Source organism: Azospirillum soli, assembly GCF_017876165.1.
GTDB classification, from domain to species: domain Bacteria; phylum Pseudomonadota; class Alphaproteobacteria; order Azospirillales; family Azospirillaceae; genus Azospirillum; species Azospirillum soli.
Genome location: NZ_JAGINQ010000001.1, coordinates 128,777 through 143,014 on the forward strand (window position 1 = coordinate 128,777; position 14,238 = coordinate 143,014).

Sequence of the window (14,238 nt, forward strand, 5' to 3'; positions counted from 1 at the left end):
ATCAGGCGGCTCCCCGCTCCTCGAGGTGGCGCGACAGGATCGCCGAGAACTCACCCGCGAAGGTGTCCAGGCGGTCGGCGTAGCGGCCGAGGTCGGTGGAGATCTTGTTGTACGAGATCACCGCCGGGATGGCGGCCACGAGGCCCAGCGCGGTCGCGAACAGCGCCTCCGCGATGCCCGGCGCCACGACGGCGAGGCTGGTGTTGCCCGACGCGGCGATGGAGGTGAAAGAGTTCATGATGCCCCACACCGTGCCGAACAGGCCGATGAACGGCGCCGTCGAACCGACCGAGGCGAGGAAGGTCATGTAGCGCTCGGCCCGCATCATCTCGCGGCCGATGGTGACCGACATGACGCGCTCGACCCGTTGCTGGAGCGAGCCCTTCATGGAGCCTATGCCGCGGTCGGCGGCGTGGCGCCATTCGCGCATGCCGGCGGCGAAGGTCGCCGACATCGGATCCTCGGGGCGCTGGCCAATGCGGTCGTACAGCGCGTCCAGCGAGCCGCCCGACCAGAAGCTCTCCTCGAAGGCGTCGGCCTGGGCGTTGAGGCGGCGCAACCGCATCAGCTTCTCGATGATGATGGCCCAGCACCACACCGAGGCAACGAACAGCATCAGCATCACGACCTTGACGATCAGGTCGGCCTGCCAGAACAGGCCCCACATCGTGAGATCGTGGACCTTTGCCGCGGCCCCGACCGCCTGGGCGGAGTTTAGAGCGTCCATCGCTGTCAGTCTCGCTTTTGCCTTTTGTACAGATCGTTGATCGCCTCTCGGACCGGCGCCGGAAGGCGCGCCGGCCGTCCGGCCCGGTTGATCGTCACCAGCTGCAAATCCGCGCGCGCCAACTCCCTGGCATCACGGCGGGCGGTTTGTGCAACTGCGAAGGAGGCTCCGCCGGTATGGGTTATCCGTGTCTCCACTTCAAGCGTATCGTCGAGCTTGGCGGGAGCGACAAAATCGATCTCGGCCCGACGTACCGCAAATGACACACCCGTTTCTTCCAGCAGGATCATGTGTTCGAAGCCGAGCAGGCGCAGCATCTCGGTGCGCGCCCGCTCGAAGAAGCGGAGGTAGTTGGCGTGGTAGACCAGACCGCCCGCGTCCGTGTCCTCGTAATAGACCCGGACCGGGTAGCGATGCCCTGCGTTCTCGTCGAACCAGCCAGACAAATTCGCCTCAGGCATTGTCGCCCTCCCCCATGTCGCCCCCCATATCGGCGCCCGGATCGGGAATGCGGTCCAGCAGATCAAACTGGCGCGTCGGAGCGGACGGCGGGTTCAGGCCCAGATAGCGGAAGCCCTGGTCGGTCAGCATGCGCCCGCGCGGCGTGCGCTGCAGGAAGCCCTGCTGGATCAGGTAGGGCTCGACCACCTCCTCCAGCACGTCGCGCTGCTCGCCGAGCGCGGCGCCCAGCGTCTCCACACCCACCGGGCCGCCGTTGTAGTTGTTGGCGATGATGCCGAGGTAGCGGCGGTCCATGCTGTCGAGGCCCAGACGGTCCACCTCCAGCCGGGTCAGCGCGGCGTCGGCGATGCGGGCGTCCACCTCCGGCATGCCGGCCACGGAGGCGAAGTCGCGCACCCGGCGCAGCAGGCGCCCGGCCACGCGCGGCGTGCCGCGCGAGCGGTTGGCGATTTCCCGCGCGCCCTCCGGCGTAATCGCCATGCCCAGCACCCCGGCGGCGCGGCGCACGATCAGCTCCAGCTCGTCCGGCTCGTAGAATTGCAGCCGCACGGGAATGCCGAAGCGCTCGCGCAGCGGCCGCGTGATGAGGCCGGAGCGGGTCGTGGCGCCAACCAGCGTGAAGGGCGGCAGGTCGATGCGGATCGACCGCGCCGACGGCCCCTCGCCGATGATGAGGTCGAGCTGGAAATCCTCCATCGCCGGATAGAGCACCTCTTCCACGGCGGGATTAAGGCGATGGATCTCGTCGATGAACAGCACGTCGTGCGGCTGAAGATTCGTCAGCAGCGCGGCGAGGTCGCCCGCCCGCGCAATGACCGGACCGGAGGTGGCGCGGAAGCCGACGCCAAGCTCGCGCGACACGATCTGGGCGAGCGTCGTCTTGCCCAGGCCCGGCGGGCCGAACAGCAGGACGTGGTCCAGCGCCTCGCCGCGCGAACGCGCCGCCTGGATGAAGATCGACAGGTTCTCGCGCGCCTGCCGCTGGCCGATGAACTCGGCGAGCGACAACGGGCGGATGGAGGACTCGGCGGAATCGCCGCTGCCCTGCCCCGGCTGCACGAGACGATCGGGGCCGTTCTGGTCGGCGGTCATTGGCTAAGTTCCTTCAGGCCCTGGCGGATCAGCTCCGACACCCCCGCCCCGTCGCCGATCCGGCGTCCGGCCGCCACCACGGCGCCGAAGGCTTCCGACCGGCCGTAGCCGAGGTTGACGAGGGCCGAAACGGCGTCCGCCATGGCCGTGTTGTCGGGGGTCGGCCCGCCGCCCGCCGGAGCCGCCTTGCCCCCCGCCGGAGCGGCGGAGGCCGAAGCGCCCAGCGCGAGGTTGCCCACCTTGTCCTTCAGTTCGTTGACGATGCGCGCCGCGACCTTCGGCCCGACGCCATCGGCGCGGGTCAGCGCGGTCTTGTCCTGCGCGGCGATGGCCCGCGTCAGCTGATCCGGGTCGAGCACGCCGAGGATCGACAGCGCGAGCCGCGAGCCGACGCCCTGGATGGTGGTCAGCAGGCGGAACCAGTCGCGCTCGCCGTGGTCGGCGAAACCGTAGAGGGTGATGCGGTCCTCGCGGATGAAGGTCTCGACCACCAGCGAGGCGCGCTCCCCCGTCGCCATGCGCGACAGCGTGCGGTTGGAGCAGGCGACCTGATAGCCGACCCCGTTCACGTCCACGACGACGTAATCGGTGCCGACCGAATCCACGATGCCCGTGAGCTTAGCGATCATGGCGTATCCTTCCCGTCTTCCCTCTCCCGCCCCGGGAGAGGGTGGCGCGAAGCGCCGGGTGAAGGTGCCGCCGCCGCGACCGGCCGGCGCACCACCGTGGTTTCCTCAAGGCGCGTCTTGATGGTGCTCAGCACACCGTCCAAGTTGTCGTTCACGTCGTTGTTCCAGAAGCGGAGCACCCGAAACCCAGCCTGTTCCAGCATGCGGGCGCGTCGCTGGTCCTGTTCGGCACGGTCAGCGTGCTGGCCGCCGTCGAGTTCGACGATCAGCCGGTGGTCATGCGACACGAAATCGACGGTGTAGCCGAAGATCGGTTCCTGCCGGCGGAACTTGGCGCCAAGCTGGGCGTTGCGGAGTTTCTGCCACAGCAGCTTTTCCACGTCCGTGGAATCGCGGCGGAGTACGCGCGCCCGTTCCGTCTCCTGAGGCGTGGGGTAGCGCTTCACCTGCTTGGGAGGATCAGGCAACGCAAGCCCCTCACCCGGCGCTTCGCGCCCCCCTCTCCCAGGGCGGGAGAGGGATGGATCGCCGCCCTTCCGCCACATCTGCCAGCTGGCGCGATGATGCGCGTGGCAGATCGCGACCGCCAGCGCATCGGCCGCGTCGGGCGTGGTGATCGCGCAGCCGGGCAGCAGCAGGCGCACCATCGCCTGCACCTGCGTCTTGTCGGCGCGGCCCTGCCCGACGACCGCCTTCTTCACCATGTTGTTGGCGTATTCGGCGACCGCCAGCCCGGCCTGCGCCGGGACCAGCAGAGCCACCGCCCGCGCCTGGCCGAGCTTCAGCGTGGAAACCGCGTTGTTGTTCACGAAGGTCTCCTCCACCGCCGCCTCGTCGGGGCGGTAGCGCTCCAGCACTTCGGTCAGAGCGTCGTGCAGTTGGCACAGGCGCTCGGCCAGCGGGCAGCCGTCGTCCGAATGCACGGCGCCGTCCGCAACGTGGGTCAGGCGGTTGCCGGCCACGTCGATGACGCCCCAGCCGGTGTGCCGCAGGCCGGGGTCGAGCCCCAAGAGGCGCACGGGCGGTTGCTGCCCCGCCCCGATCCGTCCGGCCTGCCCAAGCACCCCGGTGTCCTCCGCTAGGCCGAATCAGGCCGTCAGCTTCTGCATCAGCTCGTCGGAGATGTCGAAGTTGCCTTCGACGGTCTGGACGTCGTCGTTGTCCTCCAGCACGTCCAGCAGCTTCAGCAGGCTGGCGGCGGCGTCCTCGCTCGGCGCGACGGTGTTCAGCGGCTTCCAGGTCAGGCGGGCGCTCTCCGCGCCGCCGAACTTGGCCTCCAGCGCGTCGCGCACGGCGGCGAAGCTCTCCACCGTGGTGGTGACCTCGTGGCCGTTCTCGTCGGATTCGACGTTGTCGGCGCCGGCCTCCAGCGCAGCCTCGAACACGGCGTCGGCGTCCGCCACGGCGGCCGGGTAGTAGATCGCACCGACGCGGCTGAACATGAAGCTGACCGAGTTCGTCTCGCCCAGCGAGCCGCCGTACTTGGTGAAGGCGGAGCGCACTTCGGCGGCGGTGCGGTTGCGGTTGTCGGTCAGCGCGTCGACGATCAGCGCGACGCCGCCGGGGCCGTAGCCCTCGTACCGCACCTCTTCGTAGTTGGTGTCGTCACCGCCGCCCGGCGTGCCCTGCTTGATTGCGCGGTCGATGCGGTCGCGCGGCATGTTCTGCCCGCGCGCGGCGGTGATGGCCGCGCGCAGGCGCGGGTTGGCCGCCGGGTCGGGCAGGCCCGACTTGGCCGCCACGGTGATTTCGCGGGCGAGCTTGTTGAAGATCTTGGACCGCTTGGCGTCCTGCGCGCCCTTGCGGTGCATGATGTTCTTGAATTGGCTATGACCGGCCATGCGTCGAACGAGCCCCAGATGGATTCAAAGATGAAAGGTCTAGTGAAACAGATCAGCAAGCAGTGGGACACATGTACCGCATCGAGTGCGCCACCGCACGCCCCAGGCGCGGGAGACGACACCCACCCACTTAGAAAGTCAATATGGCGAGATTGGGGCACCGCCCCGGCCTTCCCGTGGCACTCGCCCCACCGTTGCGGAAACGGGGATCGGGAGGGCGATCAGTTCCGCGTCGGAATGGTCTGGCTGAGGCGTCCGCCGAGGCGCAACGGCTCGATGCGGCTGGCAAGCCCCGTGCGGTCGTCCGTCTCAACATAGCAGCCGCAGACCGTCGCCTCGCCCTCGGCGGGGCTCAAACGCTCGGTGGGAAGCTTGCGGATCAGCTTCGCCATGGCGACTTCCTTCTTCATGCCGATGGCGCTGTCGTAGTCGCCGCACATGCCGGCGTCGGTCAGGTAAGCCGTACCGCCGGTCAGGATCATGTGGTCGGCCGTCGGCACATGGCTGTGCGTGCCGACCACCAGCGAGGCGCGGCCGTCGCAGAAATGGCCCATGATCATCTTCTCGCTGGTCGCCTCGCCGTGCACGTCCACCAGGATGGCGTCGGCGCCGTTCGGCCCCAGGCGATGGGCGCGCAGCACCCGATCCACCGCCGCGAAGGGGTCGTCCAGCGGGTCCATGAACAGGCGCAGCATCACGTTCATGACCAGCACCTTGCGCCCGCCGCGCGCCTGCAACAGCACGGAGCCGCGCCCCGGCGTGCCTTCCGGGTAGTTCAGCGGGCGGATGATGCGCGGCTGCTGGTCGATGGCGGCGACCAGCTCCTTCTGGTCCCAGGAGTGGTTGCCGAGCGTCACCACGTCGACGCCGGCCTCGAAGAACTCGGTCGCGATCTTCACGGTGATGCCGAAGCCACCGGCGGCGTTCTCGCCGTTCACCACGGTCAGGTCGGGGTCGAGCCGCTCCTTCAGGGCCGGCATGTGGGCGATCACCGCGTCACGCCCCGTCCGCCCCACCACATCACCCAGAAACAGAAGCCGCATCGTTCCCAACCTTCACTTCAAGATACAGAGCGCCTCGCGCTCAGTAATAATCCAGTCCAGCCGCTCGTCGTGGTCGGCGCAGGGCACCGCCTCGACCTCCTGCGCGGCGAAGGCGACGCCGACCGCCAGCACCGGGCCGTTCCGGCGCAAAGCGTCCAGCGTGCGGTCGTAGTAACCGGCGCCGTAGCCCAGCCGATGCCCCGTGCGGTCGAAGGCCAGCATCGGCACCAGCAGGACCGTGGGCGCGACCTCCGGCCGGTCAGCACCCGGTTCCGCTATGCCGTAGCGCCCGGCGGCCAGCGGCTGTGCCGGGTCCCAGTCGCGGAAGGTCAGCGCCCGCCCGCGCGGCCCCGACAGCGGCAGGGCCACCGTCCGTCCAAGGCTTCTAAGATGGAGGAGCAACGGCCGAACGTCGAGTTCCGAACCGAGCGGCCAGTAGCCGGCGACCGCGCCGTCCGGCAATTCCACCGATTCCATGACCCGGTCGCGCACCGCCAGCGCGGCGGCTTCGCGCGCACCGTCGTCGCCGATGGCATCGCGCACCGCGCGCGCGTTGGCTCGGGCGGCGTCCTTGGCCAAGCGCGGGTCGGTCATCGTCGTGTCGGGAAATTCGATAAGGGAAAGGTGGAAGGTGCCGCCTCGGCCGTTGGCATGTGCCTATCCTCCATGACCTGCAAGAGCAGGTGGGCGCCGTGTACCCGGACCACGGTCCGGACAGGGACAGCTCCCGAGAGTCTAGATTATCGGCCCTGGGGATTATTGCGACCTGACGAACCAGGCAGCGACCTTCCGTGCACTAACTTAGGCGCGCTCGAGCCGCGCGGCAACCTCTTCGATGCGCTGGGCGACCAGATCCACCGTGGCCGCCGCTTCGGCCTCGTTCACCGTGGACAGCGACGCGATGCCGCGCCCCGCCATGACCTCCTGAAGCTCGTCGGCCAGCACGAGGCAGGTCATCAGCATCATGTGAACGTCGGAACCGGACTTGCCGCCGCCGGTCACCTGCTTCAGCCGCGTGTCCACGAAGGCGGCCAATTCATGCAGCCGCCCCTCCTGCCCGTCCTCGCACAGCAGGCGGTAGGCGCGCCCATTCACCTCGATATCGACCTGCGGCATGGGGTCAGTTCTCCAGCACGGCTTCGAGACGGCCGATGGCCAGCTCCAGGCGCTTCGACACGGTCTCGGCGGTCTCCTGGGCGCGGGCCTGCTCGACGCGCGCTTCGCGCAGGGACTCGGTCAACTCCTGCTCGCGCTTGACGACCCGCTCCTCGCGGGCCGCTGCGGCGTGTTCCAGGCGGTCAACGGCCCTGGTCAGGCGGTCGAGCGCGGCTTTCAGGGAATCCATGGCGGGAACCTTGGCAGAAGGAGGTGCGAAGGACGGCGTTTCGCGCCTGCACAAAACCAGAGCACTACAGTTGGGTTGCTTCCTTTGCCCCGTCAACCGGAAAACCGTCGCAGGTCCCGGCGCCCCGCAACGGTCACCGGATCGACTGCTGGGCGGGCGACTCCGGCGCGGCGATCCGGCGGATCTCGAAGGCGATTTCCCACCCCGGTATGTTTGCGCTTGACATAATCGCAAAGCCGCGGCGGCCCGGCGCGAACGCCCGCCTGCCATTCCCCTTTTGCCCCCATTCCCATGTTGACCTCGGCACACGGGTTCTGCATGGTGCGCGCGAATTGCGGGGCCTTTGGCTTCCCGCACGACCGGTGTTGTCTCCGCATCGCCGTCTCCATATCGCCGTTACCGCATCGCCGTCTCCACGCCGCTGCCTCGCGCGCTTCGACTTCAGGAACCCTGCCCGATGTCCGCTGCCTCCGCCGCCAACCCGCCCGCCCCCATCCAGACCATGGCCAACGCCATCCGCGCGCTTTCCATGGACGCGGTCGAGGCCGCGAAGTCCGGCCACCCCGGCATGCCGATGGGCATGGCCGACGTCGCCACGGTGCTGTTCACCCGCTTCCTGAAGTTCAACCCGAAGCACCCGACCTGGGCCGACCGCGACCGTTTCGTCCTGTCGGCGGGCCACGGCTCGATGCTCATCTACTCGCTGGGCTACCTGACCGGCTATGAGAAGATGACCATCGACCAGCTGAAGCGCTTCCGCCAGCTGGGCAGCCTGACGCCGGGCCATCCGGAGGTCGATCCGGAGCTGGGCATCGAGATGACCACCGGCCCGCTGGGCCAGGGCGTCTCCACCGCCGTCGGCATGGCGCTGGCCGAGCGGATCACCAACGCCCGCTTCGGCGACGATCTGGTCAACCACTACACCTACGTCATCGCCTCGGACGGCGACCTGATGGAGGGCGTCAGCCACGAGGCCTGCTCGCTGGCCGGCCACCTGGGCCTGAACAAGCTGATCGTGATGTGGGACGACAACCACATCTCCATCGACGGCTCGACCGACCTCAGCTTCACCGACGACACGCCGGCCCGCTTCCGCTCCTACGGCTGGAACACGATCTCCGTGGACGGCCATGATCCGGAGGCCGTAGCCAAGGCCATCGAGGCCGCGCAGAACAGCACCGACAAGCCGACGCTGATCGCCTGCCGCACCATCATCGGCAAGGGCGCCCCGAACAAGGCCAACACCCACGGCTGCCACGGCTCGCCGCTGGGCGCCGACGAGGTGGCCGCCACCCGCGAGGCCATCGGCTGGCCGCACGAGCCGTTCGTCGTCCCGCAGGACGTTCTGAACGCCTGGCGCGCCGCCGGCACGCGCAGCGACGCCGAGTTCGCCGCCTGGGAAAAGCGCCTCGGCGCGCTCGACGACTCCGCCCGCAAGTCCTTCGAGGCCGCCTTCGGCCGTGGCGTCCCGGCCGGCCTGGGTGAGCTGATCGGCGCCTTCAAGAAGAAGGTGTCCGAGGAGAAGCCGAGCTGGGCGACCCGCGTCGCGTCGGGCAACACGCTCGACATCCTGGTCCCGGCGGTGCCGGAGATGATCGGCGGCTCCGCCGACCTGACCCCGTCGAACAACACCAAGGCGAAGAACACCGCCGACGTGAAGGGCCGGGGTGAGTTCAACGGCCGCTACGTCCGCTACGGCGTGCGCGAGCACGGCATGGCCACGCTGATGAACGGCATGGCGCTGCACGGCGGCGTGATCCCCTACGGCGGCACCTTCATGCAGTTCGCCGACTACTGCCGTCCGTCGATCCGTCTGGCCGCGCTGATGAAGCAGCGCTCCATCTTCGTGATGACGCACGACTCGATCGGCCTCGGCGAGGACGGCCCGACCCACCAGCCGGTGGAGCATCTGGCGGCGCTGCGCGCCATCCCGAACCTGCTGACCCTGCGCCCGGCCGACGCCGTGGAGACCGCCGAGTGCTGGCAGATCGCACTGGAGCGCGTGAACGGCCCGTCCGTCCTGGCGCTGACCCGCCAGAACGTGCCGACGCTGCGCACCGAGCACACCGACGAGAACCGCTCCGCCCGTGGCGCCTACGTCCTGGCCGAGGCCGAGGGCGAGCGCCGCGTGACGCTGCTCGCCACCGGTTCGGAAGTCTCCCTCGCCATGGAGGCCCGCAAGGCGCTTCAGGCTGAAGGCGTAGGCACGGCCGTCGTGTCTATGCCGAGTTGGGAACTGTTCGAGGCACAGGACGACGGCTACAAGGCCTCCGTCCTGGGCACCGGCGTCCGCGTCGCCGTCGAGGCCGCGATCCGGCAGGGCTGGGACCGCTGGCTGGGTTCCAACGGCGGTTTCGTCGGCATGACCGGCTTCGGCGAGTCCGCGCCCTATCAGGAACTTTACAAGCACTTCGGCATCACCGCCGAGGCTGTTGTCGCCGCCGCCAAGGCGCGTCTGTAAGTGATGTTTCGCGGCCCGGCCTTCGGCGGCCGGGCCGTGGGAAATGCCAGACTGGAGGAAAACAATGGCTGTTCGGGTTGCGATCAACGGGTTTGGCCGTATCGGCCGTCTGGTCCTGCGGGCCATTTACGAGAGCGGTCGCAAGGACGTCGAGGTGGTGGCGATCAACGACCTCGCCGACCTCAAGGCCAACGCCCACCTGCTGAAGTACGACAGCGTGCACGGCCGCTTCCCCGGCACGATCGAGACCCGCGAGGGCGAGCTGATCGTCAACGGCCACTCCATCAAGGTCGTGCAGGAGCGTGACCCGGCCAAGCTGCCGTGGAAGGATCTGGGCGTCCAGATCGCCATGGAGTGCTCGGGCATCTTCACCAAGCGCGCCGACGCCGCCAAGCATCTGGAAGCCGGCGCCGAGAAGGTGCTGATCTCCGCCCCGGCGACGGACGAGGACATCACCGTCGTCTACGGCGTGAACCACGACCAGCTGAAGGCCGAGCACCGCATCGTGTCGAACGCGTCGTGCACCACGAACTGCCTGGCCCCGGTGGCCTTCGTGCTGCACAACCTGATCGGCATCGAGAAGGGCTTCATGACCACGATCCACTCCTACACGGGTGACCAGCGGATCGTGGACACCAACCACAAGGACCTGCACCGCGCCCGCGCCGCGGCGCTGAACATGATCCCGACCTCCACGGGTGCGGCCAAGGCGGTCGGCAAGGTTCTGCCGGAGCTGAAGGGCAAGCTGGACGGCACGGCCATGCGCGTCCCGACCCCGAACGTCTCGGTCGTGGACTTCAAGTTCACCGCCAAGCGCGCCACCTCGGTCGAGGAAATCACCAAGGCGATCTCCGACGCGGCCAACGGCCCGCTGAAGGGCATCCTCGGCGCCTACACCGAGGAGCTGGTCTCCACCGACTTCAACCACGACCCGCACAGCTCGATCTTCGCGCTGAACGAGACCAAGGTCATCGACGGCAACTTCGTCCGCATCATGACCTGGTACGACAACGAGTGGGGCTTCTCCAACCGCATGAGCGACACCGCCGTCGCCATGGCCAACGCGAAGTAACATTCGCCGGTTTGGTGGTAATCGCGAAGGGCGTCCTGTCCAACAGGGCGCCCTTTTCGTTTTCTCTTAACCGTGACCGGCTAAAACTGGATTACGGCCACGCAGAAGCCACCGGAGCGGCATGAAGATCCTGCAAACCATCCTGTCGAAGGGCTTTCGCGGCGCCGAGCGCCATGTGGCGGAACTGGTCAACGCGCAGTCCCGGCGGCACGAGGTGCTGCTTCTGCTTCGCGATGATTGCGTGGACGGCAAGGGCGTGTCGATCCGCGACTGGCTCGACCCGGCGGTCCGGGTGGAGACGCTGCGGCGGCCCTTCTGGACGTGGCAGGCCTGGCGCGCGGTCCGCCGCTTCCGGCCGGACATCGTCCACACCCACGGCGGGCGCGCCAGCCGCCTGATGCCCCGCGTCGTCGGCGGCGCGCCGGTGGTCGCGACGATCCACCTCGACTACCGCCACAGTTCCTACCGGCGCGTGGACGGGCTGATCTGCACGACCGACTGGCAGCGGTCGGGCGTCTCGGCGGACTACAAGGGCCGTACCGCGCGCATCGACCTGTGGTACACGCCGCACCCCAAGCTGGACCTGACCGACATCGACCGGGAACGCCGGGCGCTGGTCGGCGACGAAGAGGCTTATCTGATCGGCTTCGTCGGCCACCTGATCCGGGCCAAGGGCTGCGACCTGCTGATCGAGGCCTTCCGGCGCGCGAACCTGCCCGACGCGCGCCTCGTCATCATCGGGGATGGGCCGGAGCGGGATGCACTGGAGCGGTCCGCCCCGCTGAACGTGGTCTTCACCGGCTTCCGCGCCGACGCGCGCACCCTGTTCCAGGTGTTCGACCTGTTCGTGTCGCCGTCGCGCGACGAGCCGTTCGGGCTGGTGTTCCTGGAAGCGCTGGATGCCGGGGCGCCCATCGTCGCGACGCGCTCGCAGGGGGCGCTGGCGCTGCTGCCCGGCTATCCGGCGGAACTGGTGGACATCGACGATGCCGACGCGCTGGCCGAAGCTTTGCGGCGGGCGCACGCGCAACGCCGGCCGCGCTACGACGCCGACCTCAGCCGCTTCGACCGGGACGGCCGGCTGGCCGAGATCGAAGCGTTCTATGAGGCGGTGAAGGCGGGGACGCGGTGAAGGCGGGACCTAGCCGGCCTTGACCGCGTTGACGCCCGTCGCCTCGCTCAGGCGGTCGGCGACCCAGGCGGCGACGCTCTTGCCCTCGCGCCGGGCGCAGGCGGCGATGGCGCGGTGAAGCGTCGGATTGACGCGGATGGCGATCTTGCCGGAAAAGGGGTGGGCGGTGTTGGCGGCCATGTCGCTGGACAGTTCCAGATAGTCGTCGACGGCCTTCCGGAATGCGGTGCGCAACTCCTCGACCGAGCGGCCGGTGAAGGTGATGCCGTCGCGCGTGTTGATGACTTCGCCGACAAAAATGCCGGCGTCGTTGTCAAAGTCGATCTGGGCCTTATAGCCCTTATAGTCCATCATCGGCGGCGACCCCAGGGGATGCGTTCGACCGCGAAGATAGCGCCGCCGGGGGTGCGACGGTTTGACCTGCCTCAATTCTCATCATCGCCGTATGGATTTGCGGCATAGTCCCCGGTCCGCCGCGACCTTCAGCCGCGCGAGACGCCCGACATGAGCCCCCGCCCCATCCGCATCCACGGTCTGACCGAAGCTCGCGCCGCCTGCGCGGCGGCCGCCGAACTGGGCGTGCCCGTCCTGCTTGTGAGCGCCCCGGCCGCGTCAGCGCACGCGGGCGCGCTGTGGTTCCGCGACGTGGTGGCGCGCGCGGCGGCGGGGTTCCCGAACGTCGCGGTGACCGCCGTGCTCGACTGCGCCGACCGGGCCGGGGACGCCCAAGGCGCCCTGTCCGCCGGAGTGACGACCGTTCTGTTCACCGGCCGGGCGGAGGTGGCGGAACGGCTGGCCGACATTGCCCGCGCGCGTGGCGCCACACTGCTGACGGGCTTAGCCCCCGCGCTCGAACTTCGCGGCGCGCGCGATCCCGACGTGGTGTGCCGGGAATGGCTGAGCGGCGGGCACCTCCCCGATTGATCACAGGCCATTACCGCTTTTTCGACGGAATTCGCCGCGCGAAGGTGGTGTAGACTGCCTTTCAGCTCCAGCAAGCGGTAACCACCTCCGATGCGCACGACCACGACCCTGCCGCACGACCCCGCCACCGATGCGCATGCCTCCGTTCTGGAGCGGCCCGACGGCCTCGAACGCGGCGTGAAGTTTCCGGAGCCCGTCGTGGAAAAGATGCGCGGGCCGAAGCTGATCGCCTTGTGGGTCGGCCTCGCCGCCGGAGCCTGGGGCATCACCGCCGGAGTCGGCTACGGATTCTACGTCGTGGTGCAGTCCGTTCTTCCCTGAGCGCCATCCTCTCTTGGACGACGGCGCGAAGCCGGAAAAGATCACAGAGCGGAGTCCGCTCCTTTCGCCTGCCCCCGTTAATCTTTGCCGGCTCGCGATTCATGAAATCGCCGGCTGTCGCCGAAACGGCTAACCACCACGCCTAAGCCGTTTTGGCGCAGCAAAACGCCGCATTACGCCCGTCCCGGCGTTGCATTGGGGGCCGCGCTGGGCTATGAGGGCGCGATTTCCAAAAAAGCCCCAAGGGGAAGAGCCACATGAAGCTCACTCGTCGCGTTAAAGAAATTCTTGCGAACTACGAGAGCGACAATCCGGGCGTTAAGGCGAACCTCGCCCGCATTCTCATGGAAGGCAAGCTGGGCGGCACCGGCAAGCTGGTGATCCTGCCGGTGGACCAGGGCTTCGAGCACGGCCCGGCGCGCAGCTTTGCGCCGAACGAGCCGGGCTATGACCCGCACTACCACTACCAGCTGGCCATCGACGCGGGCTGCAACGCCTACGCCGCTCCGCTGGGTTCGCTGGAAGCCGGCGCTTCGACCTTCGCCGGCTCGATCCCGCTGATCCTGAAGATGAACAGCGCCAACAGCCTGTCCACGCAGAAGGAAGCCGCCGACCAGGCCGTGACCGCCTCGATCGACGACGCGCTGCGCATCGGCGCTTCGGCCATCGGCTTCACGATCTACCCCGGCTCGGACGCCATGTACGACCAGTACGAGGAGTTCCGTGAGCTGGCGGCGGAAGCCAAGGCCGTCGGCCTCGCCACCGTGCTGTGGTCCTACCCGCGCGGCGGCGCCATCTCCAAGGACGGCGAGCTGGCGGTGGACGTGATCGCCTACGCCGCCCACATGGCGGCCCTGCTCGGCGCCCACATCATCAAGGTGAAGCTGCCGAGCGCCCACCTGGAGAACGCCGAGGCCAAGAAGGTCTACCAGGCCAAGGAAATCCCGATCGCCACCCAGGCCGAGCGCGTGAAGCACATCATGCAGAGCGCCTTCAACGGCCGCCGCCTCGTGGTCTTCTCGGGCGGCGCCACCAAGGGTGAGGATGCGGTGTTCGAGGACGCCCGCGCCATCCGCGACGGCGGTGGCAACGGTTCGATCATCGGCCGCAACGCCTTCCAGCGTCCGCGCGACGAGGCTCTGAAGCTCCTCGACCGGATCATGAAGATCTACCAGGGCAAGGAGTAAGG

17 protein-coding genes, 1 other RNA gene and 1 pseudogene are annotated in these 14,238 nt (G+C 68.4%); 6 read left to right on the forward strand and 13 right to left on the reverse strand.

What is annotated here, in order from left to right; all coding sequences use genetic code 11:
* Nucleotide 1: 1 nt before the first annotated feature.
* From tolQ to J2852_RS00680, 12 genes and pseudogenes are all read right to left on the reverse strand, one after another.
* A complete protein-coding gene (tolQ, locus tag J2852_RS00630; protein ID WP_209869410.1) occupies nt 2-727 on the reverse strand; it encodes a protein TolQ in 726 nt (241 codons plus the stop codon).
* Nucleotides 728-732: 5 nt separating this feature from the next.
* On the reverse strand, nt 733-1,188 hold the full coding sequence (ybgC, locus tag J2852_RS00635; protein WP_209869413.1) for a tol-pal system-associated acyl-CoA thioesterase: 456 nt from the start codon (nt 1,186-1,188) through the stop codon (nt 733-735).
* Nucleotides 1,181-2,281: a Holliday junction branch migration DNA helicase RuvB gene (gene ruvB / locus J2852_RS00640; RefSeq protein ID WP_209869415.1), complete on the reverse strand. Its 1,101-nt coding sequence runs from the start codon at nt 2,279-2,281 to the stop codon at nt 1,181-1,183. Before ruvB ends, ybgC begins: the two co-directional genes overlap by 8 nt.
* Nucleotides 2,278-2,910 (reverse strand): Holliday junction branch migration protein RuvA, encoded by a 633-nt coding sequence (ruvA, locus tag J2852_RS00645; RefSeq protein WP_209869418.1) that lies wholly within the window; start codon nt 2,908-2,910, stop codon nt 2,278-2,280. Before ruvA ends, ruvB begins: the two co-directional genes overlap by 4 nt.
* Nucleotides 2,907-3,455, reverse strand: coding sequence for an endonuclease domain-containing protein (locus tag J2852_RS31350; protein ID WP_246499259.1), 549 nt, complete (start codon nt 3,453-3,455; stop codon nt 2,907-2,909). Before J2852_RS31350 ends, ruvA begins: the two co-directional genes overlap by 4 nt.
* Nucleotides 3,438-3,929: pseudogene (gene ruvC, locus J2852_RS31355) on the reverse strand (crossover junction endodeoxyribonuclease RuvC); the annotation flags it as partial. The gene J2852_RS31350 and the pseudogene ruvC, both read right to left, overlap by 18 nt.
* A gap of 69 nt (nt 3,930-3,998) precedes the next feature.
* A complete protein-coding gene (locus J2852_RS00655; protein WP_209869421.1) occupies nt 3,999-4,751 on the reverse strand; it encodes a YebC/PmpR family DNA-binding transcriptional regulator in 753 nt (250 codons plus the stop codon).
* A gap of 221 nt (nt 4,752-4,972) precedes the next feature.
* Nucleotides 4,973-5,794, reverse strand: a complete 822-nt coding sequence (locus J2852_RS00660; protein ID WP_209869423.1) for a TIGR00282 family metallophosphoesterase — start codon at nt 5,792-5,794, stop codon at nt 4,973-4,975.
* 12 nt (nt 5,795-5,806) lie between these two features.
* A complete protein-coding gene (locus tag J2852_RS00665) occupies nt 5,807-6,388 on the reverse strand; it encodes a 5-formyltetrahydrofolate cyclo-ligase (RefSeq protein WP_209869426.1) in 582 nt (193 codons plus the stop codon).
* Between the two features lie 33 nt (nt 6,389-6,421).
* Nucleotides 6,422-6,582, reverse strand: a non-coding RNA gene (gene ssrS, locus J2852_RS00670) — 6S RNA.
* 13 nt (nt 6,583-6,595) lie between these two features.
* Nucleotides 6,596-6,910 (reverse strand): cell division protein ZapA, encoded by a 315-nt coding sequence (locus J2852_RS00675; protein WP_209869429.1) that lies wholly within the window; start codon nt 6,908-6,910, stop codon nt 6,596-6,598.
* Nucleotides 6,911-6,914: 4 nt separating this feature from the next.
* Nucleotides 6,915-7,139 carry a hypothetical protein gene (locus J2852_RS00680; RefSeq protein WP_209869432.1) on the reverse strand — a complete coding sequence of 75 codons (225 nt, stop codon included), beginning with the start codon at nt 7,137-7,139 and terminating at the stop codon, nt 6,915-6,917.
* Nucleotides 7,140-7,596: 457 nt separating this feature from the next.
* Between J2852_RS00680 and tkt the strand changes: the two genes are divergently transcribed.
* The 3 genes from tkt to J2852_RS00695 all read left to right on the forward strand — a co-directional run bounded on the left by tkt (nt 7,597) and on the right by J2852_RS00695 (nt 11,804).
* Entirely contained in the window at nt 7,597-9,600 is a 2,004-nt protein-coding gene (gene tkt / locus J2852_RS00685) for a transketolase (protein ID WP_209869434.1), read from the forward strand.
* A gap of 64 nt (nt 9,601-9,664) precedes the next feature.
* Nucleotides 9,665-10,672: a type I glyceraldehyde-3-phosphate dehydrogenase gene (gap, locus tag J2852_RS00690; protein WP_209869436.1), complete on the forward strand. Its 1,008-nt coding sequence runs from the start codon at nt 9,665-9,667 to the stop codon at nt 10,670-10,672.
* A gap of 121 nt (nt 10,673-10,793) precedes the next feature.
* Complete coding sequence (locus J2852_RS00695) at nt 10,794-11,804, forward strand: glycosyltransferase (RefSeq protein WP_209869438.1); 1,011 nt, start codon at nt 10,794-10,796, stop codon at nt 11,802-11,804.
* A gap of 9 nt (nt 11,805-11,813) precedes the next feature.
* On the opposite strand, the gene J2852_RS00700 is transcribed toward J2852_RS00695, so the two are convergent.
* Nucleotides 11,814-12,158 (reverse strand): type II toxin-antitoxin system HicB family antitoxin, encoded by a 345-nt coding sequence (locus J2852_RS00700; RefSeq protein ID WP_209869440.1) that lies wholly within the window; start codon nt 12,156-12,158, stop codon nt 11,814-11,816.
* A 150-nt stretch (nt 12,159-12,308) separates the two neighbouring features.
* Here J2852_RS00700 and J2852_RS00705 point away from each other — a divergent pair, with 150 nt between their 5' ends.
* The 3 genes from J2852_RS00705 (at nt 12,309) to J2852_RS00715 (ending at nt 14,236) form a co-directional block, all read left to right on the forward strand.
* Entirely contained in the window at nt 12,309-12,728 is a 420-nt protein-coding gene (locus J2852_RS00705) for a hypothetical protein (RefSeq protein WP_209869441.1), read from the forward strand.
* Between the two features lie 90 nt (nt 12,729-12,818).
* Nucleotides 12,819-13,049 carry a hypothetical protein gene (locus J2852_RS00710; protein ID WP_209869443.1) on the forward strand — a complete coding sequence of 77 codons (231 nt, stop codon included), beginning with the start codon at nt 12,819-12,821 and terminating at the stop codon, nt 13,047-13,049.
* Nucleotides 13,050-13,306: 257 nt separating this feature from the next.
* On the forward strand, nt 13,307-14,236 hold the full coding sequence (locus J2852_RS00715; protein ID WP_209869445.1) for a class I fructose-bisphosphate aldolase: 930 nt from the start codon (nt 13,307-13,309) through the stop codon (nt 14,234-14,236).
* Nucleotides 14,237-14,238: the final 2 nt, after the last annotated feature.

What these genes read in the sequence shown, in the direction of transcription:
- tolQ (WP_209869410.1), bottom strand. Translation starts at nt 727, where the DNA reads ATGGACGCTCTAAACTCCGCCCAGGCGGTCGGGGCCGCGGCAAAGGTC.
- ybgC (WP_209869413.1), bottom strand. Translation starts at nt 1,188, where the DNA reads ATGCCTGAGGCGAATTTGTCTGGCTGGTTCGACGAGAACGCAGGGCAT.
- ruvB (WP_209869415.1), bottom strand. Translation starts at nt 2,281, where the DNA reads ATGACCGCCGACCAGAACGGCCCCGATCGTCTCGTGCAGCCGGGGCAG.
- ruvA (WP_209869418.1), bottom strand. Translation starts at nt 2,910, where the DNA reads ATGATCGCTAAGCTCACGGGCATCGTGGATTCGGTCGGCACCGATTAC.
- J2852_RS31350 (WP_246499259.1), bottom strand. Translation starts at nt 3,455, where the DNA reads ATGTGGCGGAAGGGCGGCGATCCATCCCTCTCCCGCCCTGGGAGAGGG.
- J2852_RS00655 (WP_209869421.1), bottom strand. Translation starts at nt 4,751, where the DNA reads ATGGCCGGTCATAGCCAATTCAAGAACATCATGCACCGCAAGGGCGCG.
- J2852_RS00660 (WP_209869423.1), bottom strand. Translation starts at nt 5,794, where the DNA reads ATGCGGCTTCTGTTTCTGGGTGATGTGGTGGGGCGGACGGGGCGTGAC.
- J2852_RS00665 (WP_209869426.1), bottom strand. Translation starts at nt 6,388, where the DNA reads ATGACCGACCCGCGCTTGGCCAAGGACGCCGCCCGAGCCAACGCGCGC.
- J2852_RS00675 (WP_209869429.1), bottom strand. Translation starts at nt 6,910, where the DNA reads ATGCCGCAGGTCGATATCGAGGTGAATGGGCGCGCCTACCGCCTGCTG.
- J2852_RS00680 (WP_209869432.1), bottom strand. Translation starts at nt 7,139, where the DNA reads ATGGATTCCCTGAAAGCCGCGCTCGACCGCCTGACCAGGGCCGTTGAC.
- tkt (WP_209869434.1), top strand. Translation starts at nt 7,597, where the DNA reads ATGTCCGCTGCCTCCGCCGCCAACCCGCCCGCCCCCATCCAGACCATG.
- gap (WP_209869436.1), top strand. Translation starts at nt 9,665, where the DNA reads ATGGCTGTTCGGGTTGCGATCAACGGGTTTGGCCGTATCGGCCGTCTG.
- J2852_RS00695 (WP_209869438.1), top strand. Translation starts at nt 10,794, where the DNA reads ATGAAGATCCTGCAAACCATCCTGTCGAAGGGCTTTCGCGGCGCCGAG.
- J2852_RS00700 (WP_209869440.1), bottom strand. Translation starts at nt 12,158, where the DNA reads ATGATGGACTATAAGGGCTATAAGGCCCAGATCGACTTTGACAACGAC.
- J2852_RS00705 (WP_209869441.1), top strand. Translation starts at nt 12,309, where the DNA reads ATGAGCCCCCGCCCCATCCGCATCCACGGTCTGACCGAAGCTCGCGCC.
- J2852_RS00710 (WP_209869443.1), top strand. Translation starts at nt 12,819, where the DNA reads ATGCGCACGACCACGACCCTGCCGCACGACCCCGCCACCGATGCGCAT.
- J2852_RS00715 (WP_209869445.1), top strand. Translation starts at nt 13,307, where the DNA reads ATGAAGCTCACTCGTCGCGTTAAAGAAATTCTTGCGAACTACGAGAGC.